Genomic DNA, 25,143 nt, shown 5'->3' with positions numbered 1-25,143 from the left:
GTCAGCGCATCTCGCCAAATTGCAGGTGATAGGCCAGGCGCGCGGCATTGGCCAGGTATTGCCGCACACGCGGCACCGAGATTTTCATTTGCGCGGCGATGTCGGCATGCGCCCATCCATCGAGACGGCTCAGCAGCCAGGCCTGGCGGGTTTTTGGCGTCATGGCGTCGAGCATGCGTCCCACCGCTTCGAGCGTCTGCAGCGCCAGCAGCCGTTCTTCGGGCGAAGGATGCAGCGCCGGCGGCAGGGCCGCCAGATCGGTCAGGTAGGCTTGCTCCAGGTCGGCGCGGCGGAAGCTGTCGATCATCAGGCCGCGCGCGATGGTGGTCAGGTAGGCGCGCGGCGAGCGCAGCGCCAGCGCGCCGGGGCTGGCTGGTGCGGGCGCGCCCAGCAGGCGTGCGAAGGTGTCGTGCGTGAGGTCGGCAGCCTGGTGCTGGTTGTTCAGCTTTTTGCGCAGCCAGCCCAGCAGCCAGCCATGGTGCTCGCCATACAGCGTCTGCACCGGGGTGTTTGAAGTGGATAGGGGATGGGCCAGCGGCATGGATGCCTCCAGGAGTTCGGCTGCCATGCGGCAGTAATGCAAATAAGAATTATTCGCAATTATAGGCGAAGTGCCGGGGCGGACGCAATCGGGAAAGCGCAAATGCAAAACGCCGGGACGGTGCCCGGCGTTCTCGTGACTAGTTGCGTCTGTGCGTATTATTCTGCTGCCGGCTCGGCGCCGCAGCATTTCTTGAACTTCTTGCCGCTGCCGCAAGGGCAGTCGTCGTTGCGGCCCACTTTCGGCTCTTCGCGCTTCATGGTTTGCACCGGTGCTTTGCGGCGCGGTACCCAGAAACGGTGGATGGCCGGCAGGTTCGCTTCCAGTTCCTGCGCCAGCTTGTGCGCCTTGACCGGGTCTTCCACCAGTTTCAGCTCTTCTTCCTTGATTTCGTCGGCGCCCAGCAGGTAGATCGGCTGCATCAGTTCGGCCACTTCGGAATCCCAGATCTCGTTCCACGAGCCAGGACGCAGTTCCATGCCGTCCCAGAAGCCCCAGCACCACGCTTCGGCGTCGATCAGGGTCTGGCCTTCATAGTCGTGCTCGACGAATAGCGCTTCGAATTCTTTCGGCGCCACTTCAAACGTCACCAGCACTTCGTTCATGAAGCGCATGATCAGGTTGACGATGCGCTCTTCTTCCTTGCTGTTCTTGAATTTTGGCGCATCTTCGGCGTTTTCGCCCCACACGCGCGGCAACCATTCGGCCGGCATGATCGGTTCCGGACCGATGGCGACGGCCGTCAGATAGCCGTGCAGCATATCCATGGTCATCGCGTCCTCGGAGCAGCGCTCCGACAACAGGAATTGGTCTAATTCGTCGAATTCTTTTTCTGATAATGGCTGTTCGAGTTGCATGGCTTGCTCTTTGATTGAATGTAAGGCGCCAGTATACGCCTTGCTGCGGCTTGCCGCCGAAGTGTTTGCACCGGCGGCCCGCGCGCGCCTTACAATGTCGCTTATGCACAATGAAAACCAGCCGCACGAGGACGACCGGCCCGTCCATCCCTTTTCCGCCCTGAGCCCAGATTGCGTGCTCGACGCCCTCGACAGCGTGGGGCTGCGCGGCGATGGCCGTCTGCTGGCCCTGAACAGCTATGAAAACCGCGTCTACCAGGTGGGCATCGAAGACAGTGCGCCCCTGGTGGCCAAGTTCTACCGCCCCGCGCGCTGGAGCGATACGGCCATCCTGGAAGAGCACGCGTTCGTGTCCGAGCTGGTCGAGCGCGAAATCCAGGTGGTGCCGGCGCTGTCCATCAACGGCAGCACCCTGCACCAGTACCAGGGCTTCCGCTTTGCCGTCTTCCCCCGCCACGGCGGCCGCGCGCCCGAGCTGGACGACCCGGCCACGCTGGAATGGATAGGGCGCTTCATCGGCCGCATCCACGCCGTCGGCGCGCTGTCCACCTACAAGGAGCGGCCGGCGCTCGACCACCAGACGTTTGGCGTCGAGCCGCGCGAGTTTCTATTGGAAGGCAATTTCCTGCCGCCTGAACTGCTGGCCGCGTATTCCAGCGTGGCGCAGCAGGCGCTCGACGGCGTCAAGCGCTGCTATGACCGCGCGGGCGACGTGGCCATGTTGCGCACGCACGGCGATTGCCATGGCGGCAACGTGCTGTGGACGGACGCCGGCCCCCATTTCGTCGATTTCGACGATAGCCGCATGGGCCCGGCCATCCAGGATCTGTGGATGATGCTGTCGGGCGAGCGCGGCGACCAGGTTCGCCAGATGAGCGACATCCTGGCCGGCTACGAAGACTTTTGCGATTTCGACCCGCGCCAGCTGTACCTGGTCGAAGCGCTGCGCACCCTGCGCCTGATCCATTATTCGGCCTGGCTGGCGCGCCGCTGGGACGATCCCGCCTTCCCCGTCGCCTTCCCGTGGTTCAACACGCAGCGCTACTGGCAGGACCGCATCCTGGAATTGCGCGAGCAGGTTGCCTTGATGGATGAAGCGCCTTTGTGGCCCATTTGACCTAAACGCCCGAAAAGGGCGGTAAAAGGCGCTCTTCTTGCCGCGCTGATTTGTGCATGCCTGTTCGATAATGGTGGTAATAAATTCCTAGAAGCAACGGAATTCACCCGAACAAGCGAGAAATCATGCAAGCACAGCAAAATCAGCGCCAGGCCGCCTCCCTTACCGTCGCGTATTGCGCCGACGACGAGTTCGACCAGGACAGCATGGTCTCGCTGCATGATTTCAAGGACCTGGAAAGCAAGGCGGAAGCGCCGGCCCCGGTCGCCATCGCCGCACCCCAGCCGCAAGCCGAGCCGGCAGCCGAAGCCGATGCCAAGGCGCCCGCTGCCGAACGCCAGAAAATGGAATTGAAAGCCATCCACGAGGCGATTGCCCGCGTGGAAGCGGAAGCGAAGGCCACCTGCGCCGCCGAAAGCCGCGCGCTGGCCGAAGCGCGCGTGCGCTCGCTGGCCGAGGACCGCGCCGCCATCGACGCGGCCGCCGCCGCCGCCGCACAGCAAAATGCGCAGGCCGCCGAAGAAGCGATTGCCGCCAACCGCGAACGCCTCGACACCATGCGCGCCGCCGCGCAAGCCAGCGTGGCCCGCCTGGAAGCCGTCAAGCAGGAAACGGCCGAACTGCGCGCCCGTGTGGAATCCGATAATGAAATCCGCCTGGCCGCCGAACAGCGTTCGCGCGCCGAGCAGGAAAGCCGCTTGCGCGCCAGCGAGCAAGTGGCGGTGCAGTCTGAACTGGCCGAACAGGCCGCCCGCGCCGCCGAGGAATTGCAGGTGCAGACGGAGCAGGCGCGCCTGCAGGCCGTCGAGCGCGTCGCCGCCGTGCAGGCAGCCAAGGAAGAAATGGTGGGCATCGCCTCGGCCGACGCCAGAGTCGCCGTGCTGGCGCGCGAACGCGAGCGCCATGCCCACGGTGCGCGCCAGACGGCGCAGATGCTGGCCGAAGCGGAAAGCGAAGCGCTGGACTTGACGGTGCAGCGCGAGCGCGCCGACCAGATCGCGCTGGAATCGGCCTTCAACCGCGCCGCCGCCGAAGTGCGCGCCCTGGAAGAAGCGCGCGCGCTGGCGCACCTGGAACAGGAACGCGAAGCCATCGCGCTGGCGCAGGCGGAATCGGAACGCCATGCGGCGCAGTCGCTGCGTTTGCGCCTGCAGACGGAAAAGGAATTGCGCGATGCGGCCATCCACCGCGAGCGCCTGGAAATGGTCGCCGTGGCCAGCGCGCAGGCGCGCCGCGATGCCGACGTGCGCATCCTGGCCGCCACCGAGGCGCGCATCGAGGTGGACCGCCAGCTGCGCGCCGTGGCGCTGGCTCGCGTGACGGCCGAACAGGATGCGGAAATCGCCGGCCACGCCAAGCTGGAAGCGGAAACGGCCGCACTCGAACAGACCAAGGCACGCGAAGCGGCCGAACAGGCAGCCGCCGTGGCGGCAGCCCGCGAACTGGAAGAGCAGCAGCGCGCCGCCAGTCTGGCGCACGAACGCGCCGAACTGGCGCGCCAGACGGCGGAACTGGCCGCCAGCCAGAACGCAGCCGAGCAGGCCGAAGTCGATGCCGGCAAGGCGACCTTGGCCGCGCAGGAACAGGCATCGCAACTGGCGCAGGAAAAAGCCCGTCAGGCAGAGCAGCTGCTGCAGGCGGAGCAGGAGCGCCTGGCCGCCGAACAAGCCGCCATCGCCGCCCTGAAAGAAAAACTGGAAGCGGAAGCGCTGGCGTGCAACGCGGCGCAGGAACGCATCGCCGCCGAAGGCGCGCAAGCGGAACTGCTGCGCGGCCAGCACGCGGCCGAACAGGCTTTGCGGGAAGCGGCGCAAAAGGAAGCGGACGCCATCCGCATCCTGATGGACCAGGCGCTGGTCGAAGGTGAAAAAAAGGCCGCTGCCGCGCAAGCCGTGCAGGCGCAGGCGCGCCTGGCCGTGGAACTGGGACAAGTGCATAGCGAGCGCGCCCGCGTGGAAGAAGACAAGGCGCAAGCGGCCGATGCGCTGCTGGCGTCAGAGCGCGATTTCGTCGCGGCCGAACGCGAGTCGCTGGCCCTGATCGCGCAAAAACTGGTGCAGCAGCGCCAGACCAGCAGTGCCGAAGAACGCGCCTCGCAAGCCATCGCCGGCCGCCTGGAAGTGGAAAAGCAGGCGACGGCGGCAGCCGAAGCGCGCGCCGCCATGGAACAGCAGGCGCTCGACGCCATGCGCCAGCGCGAGCAGCTGGAATTGGCCGCGCAGCGGGCCGCCAGCGAAAAGCTCGACGCGCAGCAAGCCTTGCTGGCCAGCGCCCAGGCCCATGCCGCCCTGCAGCGCAAGGCAGCCGAGACGACGCGCGCGATGGCCGAGGCCAAGCAGCAATTGCTGGAGATGGAAACGGCACGCGCGCAGCAGCAGGAACGGGAACTGGCCGCCCTGCGCGCCAGCCTGGAGCAACCGCAAAGCGCGTTTTCCAGCTCCCTGACCGCCGCCCGCGCGAAAGCCGAACAGGTGAGCTCGGCCAGTTTGACGCGTGAAGTGATCGAGAGATTGACGCAGCCGAATGAGTCAGCCGGCGCCGTATGGCGTTCGCGCTAGGCTCGAACGTTTAAAACTTCCTGCCCACGCCCACCAGCAACACATCCGCATCGCGGTGGTAATCCGTTACCACCCGGTTCCACGCCACTTGCGCCAGCCAGTGGCGGTTGACGTGGTAGCGGGCCACGGCTGACAGCAAGCCTGTCAGGCGCGTGTCGTGGCCCTGGGTGTCGCGGCCGTCCCAGGCCACGTATGGCCCGGCGCCCATGCCGAATTCCACCTTTTCATTGAGCGAGCGGATCAGCCACAGCTGGGCCGCCGCGCCGCGCCGGTGCGCCAGCACCGTGCTGCCTTCATCGAGCGCGCTGACCGTCCAGTCCACGTATTTTCCCGCCGCGCGCCGGTATTCCAGGGTGAACGGGCGCGAGGACTCGGAGCGCAAGCTGTTGACGATGGTGTGGCCGGTCGATAAGGTCAAGGTGTCGTCGTACGCCCAGTTCTGCAAGTGCAGCTTGGCGCCCGGCACCCCATCATAGCGGTAGCCGGCGCCGATCAGCAGGTGCGTGGTGTTGTCCTTGCCATCGGGCTTGATACGGTTGAGCTGCGCTTGCGCATACCAGCGGTTGTCGAACTGCCAGCGCGCCTGCAGGCTGACGATGGAACCCCAGCCGTGGTCATTGTCGAAGTTGTGGAGGCCGTCGTCCGTCCTGGCCGTGTCGAAGAAAAAGTAACGGCCCACCCCGGCGCCCAGCATCAGTCCCTGCGCCACGTTTTTCGTGCGCAGCCAGACCTGGCCCGCCATGCCGTCGCGATGATGGTCTTCCGGGTGCCCTTCGTTGATATACGACAGGCTCAGCGCATTGTAATTGCCCACGGGCTGCGTGTAGCTGATGGCGCCGACAAAGGTGCGCTCCCTGGTCGAGTGTACTTTCAGGGCGCCGGCCATGCCGGACAGGTCCTGTGCCTGGGCGGACAGGGGGAGCGAGGCGGCCAGCAGGGTCAGGAAGGTGGCTTGTATGCGCATGACGTTTCCAGTGACAGAGGTGAAGACACGCTAACGGTCGTCTGGCGGCGCATCATGCGATTGCGCAAGCATCTTGCAGTTTGATTACATTTGTAAATGGTTTAGCCAGAATGCGGCACACGAAGATATTGAGGAGGGGGAGGCGCCGGCCTGGAAAGGCTGGCCGGCGCGATGCTTCTGAAGTTACTGGAATTGCGGTATTACTGGCTCAATACGACTTTATCGGCAAAATATTCCGTCTCGCCGAAGCATTGCGTGGGCACGCCCTTGTGCTGGCTGTAGGTGACGAGAATGCGCTTGCCGGCGGCGGCCGTCAATTGCTTCGCCACCTCGTCATCGCGCACGCTGAACTGGAATTTTTCCGGGATGGTGCCTGGCAGTGCCGTCAGCAGCAACTCACCTTCCCATGTCTTGCAGATCCAGCCCCGCTTGGAGAACTTTTGCAGGTAGCCCGCCCGTTCGCCTTCCGAGTACGAGAAGCTGAGGGCCATCCACGTGTAGGCGGCCAGCAGCAGGAAGCCGGCCACGAGGAAGATGGCGAAGGCGAAGGTGACTTTTTTGGTCGTAGGGGTCATGTTGACTTTTATCGTTAAATTGAAGAAAACCCGGGGTCAGACCCGGCGGGTCTGACCCCAGCCTTCCGCTAGTGGTGTACGTACACTCAGTCTTTCCGTCCGGCTTTCCAGTTAAGACCAAAGTTATATCTTTCGTCCATGGCCTGGTGCGCCGTGATTTTACCTTGGCCGCCGAAGTATTCCACCAATTTTGTCACCTGCAGGTTGCCGCCGTGGTTTTCCAGCATGGCGATGGCGCACATGGCGTGCTGGCTGTCACTGTCGAGGCGCACTTCCACGGTCGGCTGGCCGGGAATCTCGATCGTCACGACGCCGTCCGTGGCGGCCCAGTTCGGCACGCCTTCGTATATGAAGGCGTAGACGAGCACGCGCTTGATCTGGTCGAAATGGGTGCCGTTGATGAAGATGTTTTCGCCGCTGCTGATGCTGCCCGTGCGGTCGTCGCCTTCCAGGTGGATGTACGGCGGACGGTCGTAGGCGCCCCAGCTGTTGCCCAGCGCCTGCACGGCGCTCTTGGCGCCGCCGCTCATTTCGAACAGGCAGCCGATATCGAGGTCGATGCCGCCCGAACGGCCGGCCGGTTTGTTGAACAGCTTGCCGAGAAAGCCCGTGTCCAGTTTTGACGCGGGCGCCTGGCCTTGCGACGCGTTCTGGTTCCAGTTCAGGTTGACCCGGATGCGGCCATAGCCGCCGCTGTCGCGCTTGTCGAGCGAAATCTTGTCGCCGCGCTTTTCCAGACGGATTTTCGACAGCGAGATTTTATTCGCCGGTTGCGGTGGCGCTGCTGGCGTGGGCACGGGAGCAGGGGACGACGAAGCCGCCTCGCTGCCGCCAAAGTGCTTCAGCAGGGCAGCCAGGCCGCCGGCGAAACCCTGGCCCACGGCGCCGAAGCGCCAGCTGCCGTCGCGGCGATACAGTTCGCCGATGATGACGGCTTTTTCGTCCTGGAAGTCATTGCCCGTGAAGGCGAACGTGGCCGCCTGGCCCAGCGCCATGCTGGAGTTGCCCAGCGCGCGCATGCTGCCCTGTTCCGTCGCCGCAGTAAACACCAGCTTGTCGATCGAGGCGGGCAGGCGCGAAAGGTCGACCTGGAAGGTGGAGCGGGGGCCGTTCAAGTCCACCGTGATGGCGTTGTCCGGCGCGCTTTTCTGGTTGAAGAACACCATGTAGCGGTCATCCGACAGCTTGCCGGCCGCATCGACGCCGAAGCAGCTGACGTCCACTTCCATCGAACCCGAAACGATATCGAGCGTGACGGCAAACGGGCCATTCAAGCCCAGGTCAGCCAGTTTGCCTTTTTGTCCGCGTGTGAAATTGGTCATGGTCGTGCAATCCCTTCGTCGCTTGAGAGTTGAATCAATGAGGTAGTCGGATGGTGCGCCGCGGCGCCATCGGCCGCATGGCGGATGCCGAACAGGCGCGCCTGCTCGATGATGCGCAGCGCCCAGCTACTGTGGGTTGCCACTTCGCACATCGATTCCTGCATGCGGAACACGGCCGGGCTGTCCGGGTCGATGATGCGCAGCGCCAGTTCGATGTCCGACTGCGCCACCTGGTAGTGGCGTTCGATCTGCGGCACCTGGTCCGGGTGGATGGCCGTCTTGGCGATCATGCCGTGCGCCATGTCCTGCGCCACTTCGGCATCGAGCCAGCTGCCCTGCGACAGGTGCTCGAAGACGGGCGCCGTCAGCTGGAAGCCGTGCGGCTTGAAGATGGTGACCAGGCGGCCGATGACATGGCCCAGCGGCGTCTGATAAATGGTGCCGCTGGTGGGGCGGCGCAGTCCCAGCAGAGCCAGCAGATCGTTGCCGCCGATGCGCAGGGCCAGGATGCGGCGCCGCACTTCCGGCGCGGACAAAATGATGCGGAACTGCTTCATTTCCTCGTCGTCGAACACTTCCGCCGTTTCCAGCGTCGGCATCAGCAAGTGGTGCGTGTGGCGCACCAGCTCGAAATAGGCGTTGAAATTGCTGCGCGTGGATTTCGGCAGCACGAAGCCGCTCAATTTGTCGGCGCCCGGCATGGCCAGCACGCGCGCCAGCACGTCGAGATTGCGCACGCGCACGAAGCGCAAGGTATCCGATTCGTCGCACATGTTTTGCAGCGCCAGCGACAGATTGAACAGCGCGTAACTGAGGTCGCGTTCCGCGATGGCGTCTTCGGTGCAAAGGATCACCGAGCGCAAATGGCTGAATTTGTCGCCATTGGCGATCGCCAGCAAGTCCTTGTGCGTGGTCGGCACATACATGGAGGCGCCGAGCGCCGCTTTATGCTCGCTTTGCGGGTGTAGGGAGTTGTTATCCATCGACTGCGCTCCTGATAAGGGCGACCGCCTGGTAAGGCAGCGCCGGTTCTACTGTGACGGGTATGGCTTTTTCCTGCGCCAGAAGCAGCAAATGTGCCACGTCCGGCGCATTCGTGTCGCGCACGATCAGGCGCTCGGGCACGCGGCGCAGCAGCACGCGCGTCGCTTCGCCGATGCCTGGCTTGATCAGGTTGATGTCGCTGATGCCGTATGCCTGCTGCGCGGCGGCCATGTAGGCTTGCGAACGGGCCGCCATCGCAGGCGCATCGCTCGCTTCGGCCAGCGGGATGCCGCTGCTGGCGGCAATGGCCACGGCGTCGGCCACCAGGCCGTCGGCGAAAGCGCGCGACTGGTCGTGCTGCTCGAACTGCGCGTAGTACACGCAGCCGTGGAAGTCGCCGGGGGCTATGGCTTCATTGAGCACGGAGCGGCTCACCAGCCCCGAGACGGTGGCGTTCAAAATGCTCGACGGGATCAGGTAGTCGCTGGCCGAAGCGGCGCAGGCGGCCGTGCCGGCCAGGTCGGACAGCACGAACAGGCCGCCGTCGATCGCCGTGCCATGCGCCGCATTGAAGTCATTGACGGTCTGGCGCAGCTCGCGCGATATCACGCCCTTGCCCGTCCAGCCGTCGACGAAGACGAGGGAGTCGGCCGCATGGCCTTGCGCCAGGATGTGGTTCAAGGCATTCGCATCGATGCCGCGGTCGCGGATGATGGAGACGGAATAATGGCTGCAGTCGCGCTGGAACACCTGGCGCAGCAAGTGGCCCAGGATGACGCCCACGGGCGTGCCGGCGCGCGCCAGCGACACCAGCGTGATGGAATCCGTGCGGCGCGCCGCGATCAGGGCTGCCAGGCGCAGGCAGTCGCGCGCCATCTGCAGGCGGTTGGCGGCGAACGCGCTCTGGAACAGGGCCAGGTAGGCGGGCGAAGGCAAGGACTCGGGCGACAGCATTTCGCTGTAGTGGCGCTGGCCCGACTGGATCAAACGCTCTTTTTCGGCCAGGTCGAGGATGGGTTCCAGCGCCATCGGCGTGAGCAGAAATTCCACGTCTTCCTGGCGGTAGCTGCCGCTGAAATGCTGCGTGCCTTCGGTCATAGCGCCGCCACCGTGAGTGCCGCCAGCTGGGTGCCGTTGGGGATGATGGCGTAGTCGCAGGCGGCCATGAAGCGCGCGTCCGAACGGCTGTCGCCCATGCCGAAGCTGACGATGGGGCCATGTTCGGCTTCCAGTTCCGCGCGCAGGTAGGCGACGGCGCGCGCCTTGTTCAAGGTCTTCGGCAGCACAGCCAGGTTGTTGCCGTTGCGGTGGATGAAGTAGTCCGAACCTTCGGTGGCGATCCACTGCTGCAGCACTTGCTCTTCGATGTCGGCCAGGCGTTCGCCGCGCGCCTCATGGTCCTTGACGACGATGTAGAACGGCGTGTTGTAGTCTTCGATCAGGCGCGCGCGCGAAAGCATGCCCATCTTGACCTGGAAATCGTCGATGATGCGCATGGCGTCCCGCAGGCCGGGCAGGGCCGTCTGCATGTCGTTCTGCATCAGGGACAGCCAGCCAGAGTCGAGCGCGCCGCCCGGCTGCAGCACGATGCCGCCGTAATCGAGCACGCTGTAGCTGGTAAACGGCAGGTCGACCCTGCGGAAGGCGTCGCCATTCCTGGCCGTGGCGGGGATCAGGGTCATGCCGCTTTGCGCAAACTCAAAGAAGGCGCGCTGGCGGGCCGTCGTAAACGAGCAGGCGTCGCCATTTTTCAAATACGCGGCTGGCTGCAAATCGGTCTCGCCCGGGCATTTCTTAGGGGTCTGGAACAGTGTGTCGTCCAGATCAACAAACAGGAATTTCTTCAATTTTGGTCTCTGACTGAAAGTGGAACAGGCGGCCGTTCAACTGGCCGGCGAGTTGCATGAGGGCCGGGCTGGCCGGGGTTTCATGGCAGATGAAAACGTGCTGGTACTGGCCAGGCGCCACGTTGTACAGGTAGTTGGCGATGCCTTCGCCGTAATTGTCGTCGCAGTGGACGATGTGGCCGACGGAGCCCCATGACAGGATCGGCGAGCGCGTGGTCGACTGCACCACGACGTTCTTGCCCAGCGTTTCGAGTTCGCGCGCCAGCAGGAACGACGGGTGCATGAATTCGCCCGTGCCCAGCACCAGCACGGAGTCGCCGGCGCCGATTTCCTGCGCCAGTTGCATGGCCAGGCCTTGCGGCGGAGTCAAGGCGCGGCCCACGCCGATGCGGCCGAACGCCGGGCTGGCGCCCCGTTCCGCATTCGCCTCGAAGCGCTGCGCGCTGGCCGCCACGGGTGCCGGCGCAGCGCCGGCCTGGAAAGCGTATTGACCGGACAAGGCTGCGCCTATGCTGGTGGGCAGGCCGAAACGCTCACTCAAACCCGCGTTGGCGGCCTGGCCGATGAAATTGGTGATGACGCCCAGGTGCAGCTTTTCCAGTTGCGGATAGCGTGCGCGGCACACTTGCACCAGGTTGGCGAAGGTGTTGCCGGTCGACGCTTCATCGTCGATCAGCACCAGGCTGCGGGCCGTGGAAAACAGCGCGCTGGCAGCGTCGGATAAATGCAGAAACTGGCGCGGCGCGTGGCTGTGCGATTCCTCGAATTCGAAGAAGGGCACCGTGCCCACGCGGTAGCGCGAGCTGTGCAAAAACAGCGCTTTTCCGTTAGGATTGGCGCGCAGCCACGCTTCGAACACGCCCTGGCCCAGGCCGACGCCCGTTTCCGCCATGGCGATGAAGACGACGGGACCGGGCAGGCTGGGAGGAATCTGCGCGGCCAGGTCGTCGTGGATGGTTTGCATGGCGCGCGGCGTGACGGGCCAGTGCTTGCCCAGCACCTTGGACAGGAACAGGAAGCCCCGTTTGGCGTTGGCGCGCGCGGCAAAGCCGATCAGCCAGTCGAGCGGAAAGCGCGCCTCGTCCACTTTCAAGGTCAGCTCGCCCGTGGGCATCTGCTGCTTGACGATGTTCATGGCAGCTCCACGGCGTAGGCGGCTTCGCCCACGCGCATGCCTTCGGCGACGGCGGGCACGGTGAGCTTGTCAAAGCCCTGGTCGAAACCGGCCAGCGCCAGGTAGGGCAGGTTGGGGCCGGCCGCGCACGCCATGCCGATGCCACCCGACATGCGCGGGTTGATCTCCAGCAGCGCCAGGCCATGCGCGCCTACACGGAACTGGATGTTGAAGACGCCATTCAGGCGGTAGTCGCGCGCCAGTTTGTCGCAGGCCGCCAGCAAGTCGGCGCGCAGCTCGATCAGCTGGCCGCTGCCGCCCCCGTTTAGCTTCTTGCGCGGCACGGCGCAAATGAGCGTGCCCTGGTCGGCCACGCAGTCGGCGCTGTATTCGTGGCCATCGAGGTATTCCATCAGCAGCAGGGTCTTGAACGATGCCATTTGCGCCAGGCCATTGCGCAGTTCCTGCGCATTGATCTGGTAGGCGGCGCCGGCCAGCAGCAGCTGCGCGCTGCTGCGCTCTTCATCGAGAATGGCAAAGCCCAGGGCATACACGGATTCGGACGGTTTGATGCACAGCTTGCGATGCAAAGGGCGCAGCTCGGCGTAGGCGGCGTCGTATTCTTCGATGGTGGTCACGGCGCGGTAGTCGGCCGGGCGCGCCATCGGCAGGTCGAGACCGTCGCAGAAGCGCGCCTTGTCGTGCATCAAATTCAGGGTCTCTTCGCTGGCCACGCTGAGCACGCGTGTGCCGATGGCTGCGAAGCGCGCGCTGGCGCTGCCGATCAGGCCCGCTTCCTTGCCGGGCCAGAAAATCGTGATGTTGCGCTCGCGGCAAAATTCCAGGCACCACTCGACATAATTAAGGCCCGTGAGGCCCGACGGTTCGACCGCGTATTCGTGCGCCGACAAAAAGGCGGCGGCATGCGCGTTCGTATTGCTGCACACGATGTGATAGCGCGGTGCGCCGTTTGTCGCGGCCATGTCGGCCTCGCGGATCAAACGCATGGCCGTGCCGACCGAGGAAAATGTTTTGTTGAACCAGACTCTTTGCATGTACGGGGACCGGGTGGAAATAGGGGAAGCCGCGCGCAGGTGCGCGCGCGGGCAGTGTAGCCAGAAAAACTTAACCTGGCCTTAGAGAGTGGGGATCAGCCAGCCTTGCCCGACGCCGTCCACTTCAGGAATGCATCGCGGTTGCGCGAGCAGATGAACACCTTGCCCGAGCCGGAAAAGCGCAGCACGATGCCTTCGCCGCTGGTCACGCTATTGACGATATTGCCGAGGAAACCGCCGATGCCGCCGCCGCTGGCGCCGCCGCCCGTGGTCACGGAAATCTCGTATTTCAGGCTGTTGTCCCAGCAGACCACGTGGGAATTGTCGATCACGACATCCTTGCCCGGCTCGACGTCGAGCTGGAACATGGAGCCGAAGCCCGACACCACCACTTGTCCCGTGCCGGCCGTCTCCATGACGAAGAAGCCGCCCGACTGGGCGAACAAGGCGTTGCCGATGCTTTGCGTGCGCACCTTCATTTCCGTGCCCGAGGTGGCGGCGACAAAGGCGCCGTCGTTGAGCAGGTATTGGCGCGCGCCCACGTCGACCACTTCGATGGCGCCCGGCAGGGTCGGCGAGAGCAGACAGTCGCCGCTGCCGCGCACCGCTTCGATGTGCTGCTGGAAGAACGATTCGCCGTTGGCGAAGCGGCGCATGATGGCGCTACCCAGGCCGCCCGTCATCTTGCCTTTCAAGTCCAGTGCCGTTTCCATCATCACCATCGCATCGGATTCGCAATAGATGGTTTCGCCCTGCTTCATGCTGACGTGGAGGAAAGGATCGACGTCGCCCGTGACACTAAATACTGGCATGATAAATCTCCAAAAAAAAGCCGCCTGAATACGTCCAGGCGGCTATGTTTAGCGCATAAAACGTTTAGGCATTGACGCCGAACGAGCGAGCCAATGGGCCCAGGCCGCCGTTGAAGCCCTGGCCGATGGCCTTGAACTTCCATTCGCCGTTGTAGCGGTAGATTTCGCCAAAGATCATCGCCGTTTCCGTCGAGCTGTCTTCGGACAGGTCGTAGCGGGCGATTTCTTTTTCGCCTTCCGCGTTCAGGCAGCGGATGAAGGCTTTCGAGACCATGCCGAAGTTCTGGCGGCGCGCGTCGGCGTCGTGAATGGTGACGGTGATGCTGATGCGGTCGATGTCGGCCGGCACGCGCGACAGGTCGATTTCGATGCGCTCATCGTCGCCTTCGCCTTCGCCCGTCGTGTTGTCGCCCGTGTGGACGACGGAACCGTCGGTCGACTTCAGGTTGTTGTAGAAGATGAAGTCAGAGTCGCCACGGACTTTGCCGTCGCTTTTCAGGAGGAAAGCACTACCGTCAAGGTCGAAGGTGGCGCCGTCCGTCGAACGAGGATCCCAGCCGAGGCCGACGATGATCTTCTTCAGGTTCGGTGCTTCCTTGCTCAGGTTGACGTTGCCGCCTTTTTGCAAACTGATTGCCATGTGGTGCTCCTTTAGTAATTAAGTGCAAACATTCCTTCATGGGATGAGCGCCAGGGCGCTCGTGCCATTACTCTTTCAATTGGGGGCGGAACCCCCGATTTCAAGCTTGCGCCGCCTGCCGTTTGCGATAACGCAGGGACGACCACAGCGAGACCAGGATGAAGGCCACGCCCGACAGGCCCGTGAACCACTCCGGAATATGGTACTTGACGGACGCCAGCATGATCAAGGCAAGGATGCCGATCGCATAATGGGCGCCGTGTTCCAGGTAGACGAATTCGTCGAGGGTGCCCTTGTGCACGAGGAACACCGTCATCGAGCGCACGAACATGGCGCCGATGGCCAGGCCCAGCATGATGATGACGACGTCGTTGGTGATGGCGAACGCGCCGATCACGCCGTCAAAGCTGAACGAGGCGTCCAGCACTTCCAGGTACAGGAAGCCGCCGATACTGCCGCGCGCTACCGTTTTCACGAGGTCGCCATTGCCATTTTTGGCCGGTGCTGCGCCTTCTTCCGCCTCATCCTGCAAGTCCGGTTCGCTTTCTTCCAGCAAGCCGCTGATCCAGTTCACGCCGATGTAGACGGCGATGCCGACGATGCCCGACGCCAGCACGCTGTATTTTTCGTCCGCAGGGCCCATGGCCACGCAGGCGGCCACGGCGCCCATGGTGATCAGCACGGCCAGGCTTTCGGTGCCCAGCGCGTTGACTTTTTCCTCGGCCCAGCCCAGCCAGTGCAACTCTTTTTCATCGTCGAACAGGAAGTTCAGGAACACCAGCAGCAAAAAGGCGCCGCCGAAGGCCGCCACTTGCGCATGGTTGTCCGTCAGGTGCTTGGCATACACATCGGGCGTCGTGGTGGCCATGGTCCACACGTCGACCAGGCCCAGGCCCGTGGCGACGGAAACGATGACCAGCGGGAACAGCAGCCGCATGCCGAAGACGGCCACGAGGATACCGACCGTCAAGAACAGTTTTTGCCAGAATTCATTCCAGTGGCGCAAGACCGAGGCATTCACCACGGCATTGTCGAACGACAGCGACACTTCCATGATGCCCAGCACGCCCGTGATCCACAGCGCCTGGATCATGCCGGCCATGCCGCCATGGCTGTAGCCCCACCAGCCCGACACCGCCATCAGGATAAAAGTGACTAAAAAGGAAATTCTGAAATGCCGCATGAGGACCCCGTTGCAAGTATGAAAGACGTTTGATTATCCGCGCCGCTGTGCGCGCCGCACTCAGTGTTGATATACGTCAATTGTTGTATATGCCATGATTTTATATGATCGCCGCCGCCGGCGGCGTTTTTATGGACTGGTGATAGACAGTTCTGCTGGCGCGGATGATCTGCGATAATTGCGGCGCACCTGTCTGGCTGCCGCAGCCCCTGACACACTCTCTACATATATAAGAAGGAATACCCCGTGGATATCGCTTACCTCGTCACGCCCCTGATCGCCTGGATCCTGGTCGGACCGATCAAATTCCTGATCAACAGTGTCCGCACGCGGCAATGGGCGTTCGGCCTGGTCGGCAATGGCGGCTTTCCGAGCAACCATAGCGCCGTCGTTTCCAGCATGGCAACTTTGATCGCCTTGCGCGAAGGTATCGGCCATCCAGCCTTCGGCGTGGCGGTGACCTTGGCCTTCATCGTCATCATCGACGCCAACAGCCTGCGCCAGCACGTGGGCAAGCAGGCGGCCGCCATCAACCGCCTGGCCGGGGAAGCGGCCAGCGCCGCGCACAAGACCTTGCGCGAGCGCATGGGCCATACCCTGGTGGAAATCGCCGGCGGCCTGTGCACGGGCGTGGCGATCGGCTTCCTGATCAACACCGTTTTCAGCCGCTAAGTTCGCTTCTCCTGAAACGCAAAACCCCGCTTGAAGGCGGGGTTTTGCGTTTCAGGGCGTAAAAACTACGTTTCATCCATTCATTAAAGCATTACAGGAAACCGTCGATTGACATGCCCGGACACGCTCATGGATACTTTGGCGCTTGTGGTTTTAATAAAAAAATTATGCCTGCTATCGCTTGCAGCCCTATCCGGGCCGCGCGGACGGTAGTGGTGCTATCTATCCGGAGAATTACCCATGTTGCGCAAAACCCTGTTTGTTCTGGCAATCGCTTCTGCCCTGGCCGCCTGCGGCAAAGAGTCCAAAGACCCCGGCAAGGGCGGCAAGAATGCCAAGGAACAGGCGAGCGCTGCCGTCAATTTGCTGGTATCCCCGGAAGACTTGCTGACCATCCAGAGCAATGCGCTGGCGTCGGGCCCCGTCATCACCGGTTCCGTGCAGCCTGAGCGCAACGCGGACTTGCGCGCTGAAGTGTCGGCCGTGGTGCTCCAGGTCCTGAAGGAAAACGGTGAAGTCGTCAAACGGGGCGACGTGCTGGTGCGCCTGGATGAAACGTCCATCCGCGACAGCCTCAACTCGGCCGAAGAAGCCAGCCGCGCCGCCAGCCAGGTGCTGGAACAGTCCGAACGCATGTTCCAGCGCATGAAAACCCTGCGCGCCTCGGGCATGACGTCGACGCAGGCGCTGGAAGACGCGGAAATTCGCCGTAACAATGCACAGAGCGATTTGTCCGCCGCGAAAAGCCGCGCCGTGCAAGCACGTCAGCAGCTGCAGCGCACCCTCGTGCGCGCGCCGTTCGACGGCATCGTGAGCGAGCGCAAGGTATCGAATGGCGATACGGCGCAAATCGGCAAGGAATTGATCAAGGTCATCGATCCGACCAGCATGCGCCTCGAAGGCCTGGTGTCGGCCGACAAGATCGGCGTCGTCAAGGTGGGCCAGCCCGTGCTGTTCCGCATCAATGGTTATCCAGGCCAGGATTTCGCGGGCAAGGTGCGCCGCGTCGATCCTGCCGCCAATACCGTCACGCGCCAGGTGGCCGTGCTGGTCGATTTCAATGACAAGGAACAGCCGCGCGTGGCGGGCCTGTATGCGGAAGGGCGCATCGAGACGGAAACCGTCAGCGCGCTGATGATACCCGACTCGGCCCTGGTGAAGGCGGGCGACGTCACGTACACGTGGAAAGTCAAGGACAAGGCTTTGCATAAAGTCAACTTGCGCATCGGTGCGCGCGATGTACGCACGGGCCAGTGGGAAGTGCAAAGCGGTCTGGCCAGCGGCGACACCGTGCTGCGCACGCCGGGCTCGACCTTCAAGGATGGACAGAAAGTGGAATTGACGGCCGCCAAAGCCGTGCCAGCGGCCGCCGTGGCCAGCAGCAGCACCGCCGTTGCCGGTAAAGGAAACTAAGCCATGTTCCTTTCCGATTTCAGTATCAAGCGGCCCACCGCCACCATCGTCCTGATCCTGGCCATGATGTGCGTCGGCTTGCTGGCGCTCAAGAAACTGCGCGTCAACCAGAATCCGGACGTCGAAGTGCCGTTCATCGTCGTCAGCATTCCTTACCCGGGCGCATCGCCCGACACGGTCGAGCGCGAAGTGGTGAACCGCCTGGAAAAATCCTTGCAAAGCATTTCCGGCGTGACCGAAGTCAACAGCGATTCGAATGAAGGTTCGGCCAGCATCTTCCTGAAGTTTTCCTTCAATACCAATTTGATCGAAGCGTCCGACAATATCCGCAATGCGATTGCCGCCGTGCGCTACAAGTTGCCGACGGAAATGCGCGAGCCTATCCTGCAGCGCATCGACCCGGCCGCCGAACCGATCATGCAACTGGCACTGTCGTCGAATGCGCAAAGCCATGCGGAAATTTCGCGCCTGGCCGAAGACGTGCTGTCGGACCGCTTCCGCACCGTCGATGGCGTGGCGCTGGTCAACGTGGGCGGCTCGCTGAAACGCGAACTGTCCGTGCTGCTGCGGGCGGAAAAATTGCGTGAATATAATGTGTCCGTCAGCGACGTCGTGACCGCCTTGCGCAACCAGAACACGAATGCCCCGGTGGGCAAGGTGCGCGGCACCCTGGATGAGAAAAGCATCCGCCTGGTCGGCCGCATCGAGTCGCCAAGCGACTTCGAAAAAGTGGTGATCAAGCGCCGCGGCGAGGAAATCGTGCGCCTGGCGCAAGTGGCCACCATCGAGGATGGCTTTGCCGAAGTCAACAGCCTGAGCATGCGCAGCGGCAAGCCCAACGTGGGCATTTCGATCACCCGCGTGCGCGACGCCTCCACCGTCAGCGTGGCCAACAAGATCCGCGACATGGTGGCGGAAATCAACAAGACCTTGCCGAAAGGCACGATCCTGCAAGTGACGCGCGACGGCGGCGAAAACGCCCAGCATAGCTTGAACAATGTGATCGAATCGCTGGTGCTGGGCGCCGTGCTGACGATTTTCGTCGTCTACGCCTTCCTGAACTCGTGGCGTTCGACCCTGATCACGGCGCTGAGCCTGCCGACGTCCGTGATTGCCGCCTTCATTGCCGTGTGGCTGTGCGGCTTCACCCTGAACTTCATGACTCTGCTGGGCCTGTCGCTGGCCATTGGCGTGCTGATCGATGACGCCATCGTGGTGCGCGAAAACATCGTACGCCACATGCAGATGGGCAAGGATCGCCGCACGGCCGCGCTGGAAGGCACGGCCGAGATCGGGATGGCCGTGGCCGCCACGACCTTCTCCATCATCGCCGTCTTCATTCCCGTGGCCTTCATGCCTGGTATCTCCGGCGAATGGTTCCGTCCGTTTGCCTTGACGGTGACGTGCTCGGTGCTCGTCAGCCTGGGCATCTCGTTTACGCTCGACCCCATGCTGTCTGCCTACTGGGGCGACCCGGTCGAGGAACATTCGGCGCCGAAAAAGGGTATTGGCCGTGTGCTGGAAAAATTCAACCACTGGTTCGACCATCAGGCCGACCGCTATGGCCGCGTGATCGCCTGGGCCCTGCATCACCGCCGCTGGATGGCCGTCATCGCCTTCGGCAGCCTGGTGGGCGCCATCGTCCTGCACTCCACGCATGGCGGCACGAGTTTCTTGCCGGCATCCGATTCGGGCAACTTGATGATTAATGTGCGCACGCCATCGTCGAGCAGCATCGAGTATTCGCGTCTGAAACTGGAAGCGGCGGCCGTACTGGCGCGCACCTTGCCTGAAACCAAGGATACCAACAGCTCCATCAATGCGGGTGGCGGACGCGTGTATGTCGACATCGGCAAGCGCAATACCCGCAAGCGTTCGGCCAAGGAAATCGCGGTCGAGTTGCGCGAGAAGATGTCGCGCCTGGTGGGCGCCGAATACGTGGTGCAGGATGACTTGAGCAACGGTTCGCAAAAGCCGATCCAGGTGGAATTCACGGGCCCGGATTCGCGTAAACTGATGGAAATCACGAATGCCTACATGGACAAGCTGCGCGCCATTCCTGGTGCCGTCGACGTGGGCTTGTCCGAGCAGGATCCGAAGAACGAACTGCAGATCGAACTGAACCGTGGCCTGGCCAACTCGATGGGCATTTCCGTCAATGACGCGGCGCAATCGTTGCGCGTGGCGTTTGCCGGTGTGGAAGTGGGCGACTGGGTCGATCCGACGGGCGAAACGCGCGACGTGGCCGTGCGCCTGCATCCCGATGACCGCGTGGCGTCGGAAAACATCGAGCGCCTGCCGATCAGCGTGACGGGCACGTCGCAAATGGTGCCGCTCGACCAGATCGCCACCATCACCATGGGCAAGGGTCCGTCCGGCATCGAGCACAAGAATGGCAAGCGCACGATCACCGTGTCGGCCAATGCGCAGGGCCGCTCAAATGGCGAAGTGACGAGCGACGCCATGAAGCTGGCCAACTCCATCGACTTCCCGCCCGGCTACGGCCTGGCGCTGGGCGGCGCCGGCCAGGACCAGCAAGAGCTGTTCACGGAAATGCTGATCGCGCTGGTGATGGGTATCGGCCTGATGTATTTGATCCTGGTGATGCAGTTCGGTTCCTTCACGGCGCCGGTGGCCGTGATGATGTCCTTGCCGCTCAGTTTGATTGGCGTGGTAGTGGCGCTGGTGATCACGAACAACACCCTCAACCTGATGAGCTTTATCGGCATCATCATGCTGATGGGCCTGGTCGCCAAGAACGCCATCCTGCTGCTCGACGCGGCGCGCAAGCGCGAGGAAGAGGGCCATGGCCGCGAAGACGCATTGATGTATGCGGGCCGCATGCGTCTGCGCCCCATCCTGATGACGACGTTTGCGCTGATCGCCGGCATGTTCCCCGTGGCGCTGGGCCTGGGCGAGGGCGGCGAGTTCTATCGTCCATTGGCGATCGCCATCATCGGCGGCACCATCACGTCGACAATTCTGACCCTGCTGGTCGTGCCGACCTTTTACGACAGCATCGAGATCGCCCGCGATGGCGCCGTGGCCAAGTTCCACCGCCGCGCCGCGCGCATGCCGGTCGCCGTGGCCATGATATTGACCTTGCTCGAATGCGTGCTGACCTTGCTGCTGGTGCGCTTCGTCTACCGCATGCTGAAAAAGGCCGTGCTGTTCCTGATGGGACGCCGCACGCCGAAGGCGACATCGGTCAGCCTGCAAAAGTAATACCGGGCCAAGGCGCAGCTTACGCTGTGCCGTGGTATTTCAAGAGCCTTCCTCGGAAGGCTCTTTTTTTGCCAGGCCAGCCAGCCAGGGCGCGCTAGCTGTTGCGCGGTGGTGGCGTGGTGCCGGTCCCAGTCCCGGTCCCCGTGCCAGTTCCCGTACCAGTCCCAGTTCCCGTGCCGGGCGTCGTTCCTGTGCCGGTGCCAGTTCCCGTGCCGTTATTGGGCGTGGTAGTGCCATCGGGATTGGTGGTGGTGCCCGGTGTCATGCCCGGCGTGGTGCCTGGCGTGGCCGGCGTGGTGGTGTCCGGATTGGTCGTGCCCGTGGTGCCGGATGTGCCGCTGGTGGCGGGCGGCGTCGCCGGCGCGGTGGCGGCGGGCGTAGCGGTGGTATTGGTGTCGTTGCGTTTGTTGCAACCTCCCAGCAGCGCACAGACGATGGCGCTGCCGAGGACGAGCTTGCTGGTGGTCAGGAGTGTAGCCGTCATGATGATTCCTTTTCAGTGAAAGACTGTCGTGGAAACGCATGCCTCGCCAGATTGCATATCTGGAACAAGGCTGGCATCGCTTGCAAGAATTAGAGTAGGTGGGATGGCACAGGTTCACCCGAGTTGCCCGTGCTGGGTGCTGGCGGAGGCGGGGAGAGCGCTGCGTTTGATGTAGCGCAAACCCGCATGGGATACGAAAACGGCCAGAGCAGGATGCCCTGGCCGTTTTCGGGTGGTTTATTTGGCGGCAGGGGCCTTGCTCACTTCCACTTCCCAATCCACGCCCGATTCGATGTGATGCTTGGCAGCAAAGTCACCCTGGCTGATGGCGACGGCCACGTCGAGCAGGCTGTTCAGGTAGACGAGGGGCTTGCCTTTGGCGACGCCGCCAAACGTGTGCTCGAATGGCGCCGTCACCTTGGCCACTTGCTTACCCTTGTGCAAGATGCGCACTTGCAGCGGATCGTGCAGTTTTACCTGCAACTCGTCGAGCAGCGATTTCGGAATATTCGTCCACACATTGCCATACTTGACGTCAAGCACGGGCACGATGCCGCGGATGGTGTTGCCGTCGCGCACAGGCTTTTGATACGCGATTTTCACCACGGATTCGCTCGGCAATTGCGGGCCTACCTGTTCATACGTGATGGTGCCTGACGCCAGGCGCGCACCGACATACGCGTACACGTCGCGGCCATGGAAGGTGTACGACTCGGCGGAGCCGGCCAGGCGGTTGACCTTTTCATCGATTTCGCGCAGTTCGGCCACGCCGTCGCGCTCGGCTATCAGGGTGAACAAGCCATTGTCCGGCCCCACGAAAAAGCGTCCACCCTTGGTTTTCAGCACCACCGACTTGCGATTGGTCCCCACGCCCGGGTCGATAACGGACACAAACACCGTGCCTTGCGGCCAGTAATTGGCCGTCTGATACAAGCGGTAGGCGCCCAGCCAGATGTCGTAGTCGGGAATCTGGTGCGTCAGGTCCGAGATGGTCAGTTGGGGATCGACGCCATAGGCCACGCCATGCATGGCCGACACGGCGCCATCGGCCGTGCCGAAGTCCGTCATCAGCACCAGCGGAGATGCGGCTTGCGCGGCGGACAGCAGAAGGGTGCTCAGGCAGGCGCCGGCGACGAGGTGGAAAATTTTCTTGATGATCATGGGTTCTTTCCGTAACGTTAAAACGTGTAGCTGAGCTTGGCGTAGAAATACGCGCCGTTCACGCCGATGGGGTTGATGAAATTGTAGGGCAGGGCGCCGCCATACGTGGCGTTATTCGTTTCACGCACGCGCTGCGGATAGCGGTCGAGGATGTTGTTGCCGCCCACGCTCAAGGTCAGCTGCTTGCTCAGTTTCAATTGGCCTTCCAGGTCCAGCGACCAGACGGCGCCGAAGCGCTGTGCGGGGATGCCGTCGATCAGGGGCGCATCGCTGTCGTACGAAAAATCTTTCAGCTCGCCAAAGCGCGTGGCGCGCGCCTGCACGCCCCAGCCGGCCGCCTGCCAGTCGGCGCCGAGTATCAATTTGCTGTTGGGGGACGCATGTTTGATGCGGAACAAACTCGTCTCCGTCAGCAGGGTCAGACTTGGATCGATATTGGACAGCGCGGCGGCACTCTGGCGTACCTTGTCGAGGCTGGTCTTGTTCAGGTTCAGCGCCGCGTTCAGGTTCAGCTTGCCTGACGTGAGCGACAGGTCGTGGTTCAGCACCACGTCCAGGCCCTTTGTGCGCGTGTCGAGCAGGTTGGCCAGGTAGGCGACGGACTGGATGTCGCTGCGGCCATTCGCGGCCAGGTAGGCCGTGACGGCGTCGCTTTGCAAGTCGCTCGAGCGCGTGATGCGGTCGCGGATGCGGATCACGTAGGCGTCCACCGTCACGCTGGTGGCGGCGGCCGGTTTCCAGGCCAGGCCCAGCGAGACGTTGGTCGATTTTTCAGGTTTCAGCTGTTGCGCGCCGAAGCTGCGCGCCAGCGGGTCGCTGGCCGGCAGCAGGGCCGCCGTTTGCAGGGCCGTGCCATCGGCGTTGAAGTTCAGTGTGGCAAAGCGGAAGCCCGTCTGCACGAGGGCCGGCGCGCGGAAGCTGTTCGACAGCGAGCTGCGCACGAGGAAATTATTCGTTACTTTATAGCGCGTCGACAGCTTGCCCGTGCTGGCGCTGCCGAAGTCGCTGTAGTCGGAATAGCGGGCGGCGGCGCCCACCAGCAGGCGCGGCGTGAGGTCGCTTTCCACGTCCGCATATACGGAGCGGATTTGCCGGCTGCCGTCGTAGGCGTCCGATGGGCGCAAGCCCGGTCCCGCCTGCGCGCCCGGTGGCGCGCCGGTAAAACTGCCGGCCGCGTACGAGGCAGGGTCGCCTGCCGAGCTGGTGTAGGTTTCGCGCATCCATTCGGCGCCCACCGCCACGCTCAAGGGGGCGGGCAAGCCGATGTCGATGCTGCGTGTGGCATCGAGGTTCAAGGCATTCTGGCGGAAGTCGAAACCGGCCAGCTTGAAACGCGTGGGGCTGGCCGCGCCCAGCGAGGCGTTGACGGAGTGGCTCACGCCGTAGTCAAAGCGGTCGCTGCCGTGGCGCGCGCTGGCGTCCCAGTTCCATTCGCCCGCGCTGCCGCGCACGCCGGCCACGATGCTGAGGTCGCGCTTGTCGCCATTGGTGACGGGGCGGTAGCCGTTCGGATACAGGGCCAATACATTCGACGGGTCGCCCGGATAGCGGAAGTAGGCGCTGCCGTCCGACTTGCGTTCGTTCAAGGTGGCAAACGAGTACAGGTCGAGGCCGTTGGCCAGGGTGAGCTGGGTGTTGTAGAACAAATAGTTGTTGCGCTGGCGCGAGTCGCCCGACTTGAACACGACCTTGCCGTCGAGCGCCTGGTCGGCTGGCGTGAAGTTGTAGGACGTCCAGCCCGCATCGCTGGGGCCGGCCCGTTCCGTGGGCGAGCGGCGCCGCGTTTCCGCGCCGAAGCGGAAGAAGCCCGCCTCGCCCAGCGGCACGCCATAGTCGGCGTTGACGATGACGGTCTGGCCATCCGTCAGGGTTTGATCGGTCGGCTCGAAATGCGTGTGGTTGGCGCCGTAGCTGATGGAAGCGGCGCCGCCCGTGCGTGCTTTTTTCAGCACGATGTTGATGACGCCCGCCACGGCATCGCTGCCGTACTGGGCGCCGGCGCCGTCGCGCAGGATTTCGATGTGGTCAATGGCGTTCGGCGGAATGGCGTTGATATCGACCGGCACGGTGCCGGCAAAGCTGCTTTCCGTGTCGAGCACGGCGCTCGTGTGGCGTCGCTTGCCGTTGATCAGCACCAGCACCTGGTCGGGCGCCAGTCCCCGCAACTGGATGCCGCGCACGGAGTCCGACGCGCCGCTCGACTCGATACGGGGGAAGTTGATCGACGGCGACAGGTTTTGCAGGGCCGCACCCACGTCGCCCGTCGACAGGGCATTGCTCACTTCGCGCGCGCCGAAGCGGTCGATGGGTACGCTGCTGTCGAACACCGTGCGGTTGCGCGCGCGCGAACCGACGACGGTGACCTGGTCGATGCTGGCGCCGGCCGTTTCAGCGGCGCCGCCGGTGGTGGTCTGCGCGTCCTGTGCCCAGGCGGGCGCGGTGCCCAGCATGGCGCAGGCCAGCACGATGGCGCGCAGCGGCGTGGCGGGAAGGGAAGGCGTGGTGGTTGAATGGCGCGGATACAAGGCGGTGTCCTTTGGGCTCGATTAGTGTTCGTGTGGAAACAGTTGCAATGAGCTTAAGGGAGGCACGCGCCGGCGCTAACGATTCTTTCTGGAT

21 protein-coding genes are annotated in these 25,143 nt (G+C 63.3%); 5 read left to right on the top strand and 16 right to left on the bottom strand.

Going from position 1 to position 25,143, the window contains the following annotated elements; all coding sequences use genetic code 11:
- Nucleotide 1: 1 nt before the first annotated feature.
- Together ACPJXG_RS20705 and ACPJXG_RS20700 are read right to left on the bottom strand one after the other, a co-directional pair.
- The gene (locus ACPJXG_RS20705; RefSeq protein WP_425252197.1) at nt 2-568 is read right to left on the bottom strand and encodes a sigma-70 family RNA polymerase sigma factor; all 567 of its coding nucleotides are present in this window, start codon (nt 566-568) and stop codon (nt 2-4) included.
- A gap of 131 nt (nt 569-699) precedes the next feature.
- Complete coding sequence (locus ACPJXG_RS20700; RefSeq protein ID WP_035825997.1) at nt 700-1,398, bottom strand: UPF0149 family protein; 699 nt, start codon at nt 1,396-1,398, stop codon at nt 700-702.
- A 103-nt stretch (nt 1,399-1,501) separates the two neighbouring features.
- On the opposite strand from ACPJXG_RS20700, the gene ACPJXG_RS20695 reads away from it, so the two are divergent.
- Both ACPJXG_RS20695 and ACPJXG_RS20690 read left to right on the top strand, forming a co-directional pair.
- On the top strand, nt 1,502-2,515 hold the full coding sequence (locus tag ACPJXG_RS20695; protein ID WP_099404103.1) for a serine/threonine protein kinase: 1,014 nt from the start codon (nt 1,502-1,504) through the stop codon (nt 2,513-2,515).
- A 125-nt stretch (nt 2,516-2,640) separates the two neighbouring features.
- Entirely contained in the window at nt 2,641-5,073 is a 2,433-nt protein-coding gene (locus tag ACPJXG_RS20690) for a hypothetical protein (RefSeq protein WP_278318183.1), read from the top strand.
- Between the two features lie 10 nt (nt 5,074-5,083).
- Here ACPJXG_RS20690 and ACPJXG_RS20685 read toward each other — a convergent pair whose 3' ends face one another.
- From ACPJXG_RS20685 to ACPJXG_RS20635, 11 genes are all read right to left on the bottom strand, one after another.
- Complete coding sequence (locus ACPJXG_RS20685; RefSeq protein WP_425252196.1) at nt 5,084-6,037, bottom strand: hypothetical protein; 954 nt, start codon at nt 6,035-6,037, stop codon at nt 5,084-5,086.
- Between the two features lie 200 nt (nt 6,038-6,237).
- Nucleotides 6,238-6,612 carry a hypothetical protein gene (locus tag ACPJXG_RS20680; RefSeq protein ID WP_035826012.1) on the bottom strand — a complete coding sequence of 125 codons (375 nt, stop codon included), beginning with the start codon at nt 6,610-6,612 and terminating at the stop codon, nt 6,238-6,240.
- Between the two features lie 86 nt (nt 6,613-6,698).
- The gene (locus ACPJXG_RS20675; protein WP_425252195.1) at nt 6,699-7,934 is read right to left on the bottom strand and encodes a TerD family protein; all 1,236 of its coding nucleotides are present in this window, start codon (nt 7,932-7,934) and stop codon (nt 6,699-6,701) included.
- Entirely contained in the window at nt 7,931-8,917 is a 987-nt protein-coding gene (locus ACPJXG_RS20670) for an HpcH/HpaI aldolase/citrate lyase family protein (RefSeq protein ID WP_425252194.1), read from the bottom strand. The genes ACPJXG_RS20675 and ACPJXG_RS20670 overlap by 4 nt, the downstream gene beginning before the upstream one ends.
- Entirely contained in the window at nt 8,910-10,016 is a 1,107-nt protein-coding gene (locus tag ACPJXG_RS20665) for a cysteine protease StiP family protein (protein WP_425252193.1), read from the bottom strand. Before ACPJXG_RS20665 ends, ACPJXG_RS20670 begins: the two co-directional genes overlap by 8 nt.
- On the bottom strand, nt 10,013-10,765 hold the full coding sequence (locus tag ACPJXG_RS20660; protein ID WP_425252192.1) for an HAD family hydrolase: 753 nt from the start codon (nt 10,763-10,765) through the stop codon (nt 10,013-10,015). The genes ACPJXG_RS20665 and ACPJXG_RS20660 overlap by 4 nt, the downstream gene beginning before the upstream one ends.
- Nucleotides 10,743-11,900 (bottom strand): phosphoribosyltransferase domain-containing protein, encoded by a 1,158-nt coding sequence (locus ACPJXG_RS20655; RefSeq protein WP_425252191.1) that lies wholly within the window; start codon nt 11,898-11,900, stop codon nt 10,743-10,745. The genes ACPJXG_RS20660 and ACPJXG_RS20655 overlap by 23 nt, the downstream gene beginning before the upstream one ends.
- A complete protein-coding gene (locus ACPJXG_RS20650; RefSeq protein WP_425252190.1) occupies nt 11,897-12,934 on the bottom strand; it encodes an ATP-grasp domain-containing protein in 1,038 nt (345 codons plus the stop codon). Before ACPJXG_RS20650 ends, ACPJXG_RS20655 begins: the two co-directional genes overlap by 4 nt.
- A 95-nt stretch (nt 12,935-13,029) precedes the next feature.
- Nucleotides 13,030-13,746 (bottom strand): TIGR00266 family protein, encoded by a 717-nt coding sequence (locus ACPJXG_RS20645; protein ID WP_035826041.1) that lies wholly within the window; start codon nt 13,744-13,746, stop codon nt 13,030-13,032.
- Nucleotides 13,747-13,810: 64 nt separating this feature from the next.
- Nucleotides 13,811-14,386 (bottom strand): TerD family protein, encoded by a 576-nt coding sequence (locus tag ACPJXG_RS20640; RefSeq protein WP_034785104.1) that lies wholly within the window; start codon nt 14,384-14,386, stop codon nt 13,811-13,813.
- A gap of 100 nt (nt 14,387-14,486) precedes the next feature.
- Nucleotides 14,487-15,569: a DUF475 domain-containing protein gene (locus ACPJXG_RS20635; protein ID WP_425252189.1), complete on the bottom strand. Its 1,083-nt coding sequence runs from the start codon at nt 15,567-15,569 to the stop codon at nt 14,487-14,489.
- Between the two features lie 246 nt (nt 15,570-15,815).
- Here ACPJXG_RS20635 and ACPJXG_RS20630 point away from each other — a divergent pair, with 246 nt between their 5' ends.
- The 3 genes from ACPJXG_RS20630 to ACPJXG_RS20620 all read left to right on the top strand — a co-directional run bounded on the left by ACPJXG_RS20630 (nt 15,816) and on the right by ACPJXG_RS20620 (nt 20,879).
- Nucleotides 15,816-16,241 carry a divergent PAP2 family protein gene (locus tag ACPJXG_RS20630; protein ID WP_071078753.1) on the top strand — a complete coding sequence of 142 codons (426 nt, stop codon included), beginning with the start codon at nt 15,816-15,818 and terminating at the stop codon, nt 16,239-16,241.
- 240 nt (nt 16,242-16,481) lie between these two features.
- Complete coding sequence (locus ACPJXG_RS20625; protein WP_035826047.1) at nt 16,482-17,654, top strand: efflux RND transporter periplasmic adaptor subunit; 1,173 nt, start codon at nt 16,482-16,484, stop codon at nt 17,652-17,654.
- 3 nt (nt 17,655-17,657) lie between these two features.
- The gene (locus ACPJXG_RS20620) at nt 17,658-20,879 is read left to right on the top strand and encodes an efflux RND transporter permease subunit (RefSeq protein ID WP_099404066.1); all 3,222 of its coding nucleotides are present in this window, start codon (nt 17,658-17,660) and stop codon (nt 20,877-20,879) included.
- Nucleotides 20,880-20,973: 94 nt separating this feature from the next.
- Here the strand turns inward: ACPJXG_RS20620 and ACPJXG_RS20615 are convergent, their stop codons facing one another.
- From ACPJXG_RS20615 to ACPJXG_RS20605, 3 genes are all read right to left on the bottom strand, one after another.
- Nucleotides 20,974-21,363, bottom strand: a complete 390-nt coding sequence (locus ACPJXG_RS20615; protein WP_425252188.1) for a hypothetical protein — start codon at nt 21,361-21,363, stop codon at nt 20,974-20,976.
- A 237-nt stretch (nt 21,364-21,600) separates the two neighbouring features.
- Nucleotides 21,601-22,524, bottom strand: a complete 924-nt coding sequence (locus ACPJXG_RS20610; RefSeq protein ID WP_425252187.1) for an SAM hydrolase/SAM-dependent halogenase family protein — start codon at nt 22,522-22,524, stop codon at nt 21,601-21,603.
- A gap of 17 nt (nt 22,525-22,541) precedes the next feature.
- The gene (locus ACPJXG_RS20605; RefSeq protein WP_425252186.1) at nt 22,542-25,049 is read right to left on the bottom strand and encodes a TonB-dependent receptor plug domain-containing protein; all 2,508 of its coding nucleotides are present in this window, start codon (nt 25,047-25,049) and stop codon (nt 22,542-22,544) included.
- Between the last annotated feature and the right edge of the window lie 94 nt (nt 25,050-25,143).

The organism is Janthinobacterium sp. NFX145, assembly GCF_049810325.1.
GTDB lineage: Bacteria > Pseudomonadota > Gammaproteobacteria > Burkholderiales > Burkholderiaceae_D > Janthinobacterium > Janthinobacterium rivuli.
The sequence above is the reverse complement of the archived record's forward strand: the minus strand, read 5'-3'. Positions and strand labels throughout refer to the sequence as shown.

What these genes read in the sequence shown, in the direction of transcription:
- ACPJXG_RS20625 (WP_035826047.1), top strand. Translation starts at nt 16,482, where the DNA reads ATGTTGCGCAAAACCCTGTTTGTTCTGGCAATCGCTTCTGCCCTGGCC.
- ACPJXG_RS20685 (WP_425252196.1), bottom strand. Translation starts at nt 6,037, where the DNA reads ATGCGCATACAAGCCACCTTCCTGACCCTGCTGGCCGCCTCGCTCCCC.
- ACPJXG_RS20615 (WP_425252188.1), bottom strand. Translation starts at nt 21,363, where the DNA reads ATGACGGCTACACTCCTGACCACCAGCAAGCTCGTCCTCGGCAGCGCC.
- ACPJXG_RS20690 (WP_278318183.1), top strand. Translation starts at nt 2,641, where the DNA reads ATGCAAGCACAGCAAAATCAGCGCCAGGCCGCCTCCCTTACCGTCGCG.
- ACPJXG_RS20645 (WP_035826041.1), bottom strand. Translation starts at nt 13,746, where the DNA reads ATGCCAGTATTTAGTGTCACGGGCGACGTCGATCCTTTCCTCCACGTC.
- ACPJXG_RS20655 (WP_425252191.1), bottom strand. Translation starts at nt 11,900, where the DNA reads ATGAACATCGTCAAGCAGCAGATGCCCACGGGCGAGCTGACCTTGAAA.
- ACPJXG_RS20675 (WP_425252195.1), bottom strand. Translation starts at nt 7,934, where the DNA reads ATGACCAATTTCACACGCGGACAAAAAGGCAAACTGGCTGACCTGGGC.
- ACPJXG_RS20610 (WP_425252187.1), bottom strand. Translation starts at nt 22,524, where the DNA reads ATGATCATCAAGAAAATTTTCCACCTCGTCGCCGGCGCCTGCCTGAGC.
- ACPJXG_RS20700 (WP_035825997.1), bottom strand. Translation starts at nt 1,398, where the DNA reads ATGCAACTCGAACAGCCATTATCAGAAAAAGAATTCGACGAATTAGAC.
- ACPJXG_RS20635 (WP_425252189.1), bottom strand. Translation starts at nt 15,569, where the DNA reads ATGCGGCATTTCAGAATTTCCTTTTTAGTCACTTTTATCCTGATGGCG.
- ACPJXG_RS20670 (WP_425252194.1), bottom strand. Translation starts at nt 8,917, where the DNA reads ATGGATAACAACTCCCTACACCCGCAAAGCGAGCATAAAGCGGCGCTC.
- ACPJXG_RS20695 (WP_099404103.1), top strand. Translation starts at nt 1,502, where the DNA reads ATGCACAATGAAAACCAGCCGCACGAGGACGACCGGCCCGTCCATCCC.
- ACPJXG_RS20640 (WP_034785104.1), bottom strand. Translation starts at nt 14,386, where the DNA reads ATGGCAATCAGTTTGCAAAAAGGCGGCAACGTCAACCTGAGCAAGGAA.
- ACPJXG_RS20680 (WP_035826012.1), bottom strand. Translation starts at nt 6,612, where the DNA reads ATGACCCCTACGACCAAAAAAGTCACCTTCGCCTTCGCCATCTTCCTC.
- ACPJXG_RS20650 (WP_425252190.1), bottom strand. Translation starts at nt 12,934, where the DNA reads ATGCAAAGAGTCTGGTTCAACAAAACATTTTCCTCGGTCGGCACGGCC.
- ACPJXG_RS20620 (WP_099404066.1), top strand. Translation starts at nt 17,658, where the DNA reads ATGTTCCTTTCCGATTTCAGTATCAAGCGGCCCACCGCCACCATCGTC.
- ACPJXG_RS20665 (WP_425252193.1), bottom strand. Translation starts at nt 10,016, where the DNA reads ATGACCGAAGGCACGCAGCATTTCAGCGGCAGCTACCGCCAGGAAGAC.
- ACPJXG_RS20705 (WP_425252197.1), bottom strand. Translation starts at nt 568, where the DNA reads ATGGCAGCCGAACTCCTGGAGGCATCCATGCCGCTGGCCCATCCCCTA.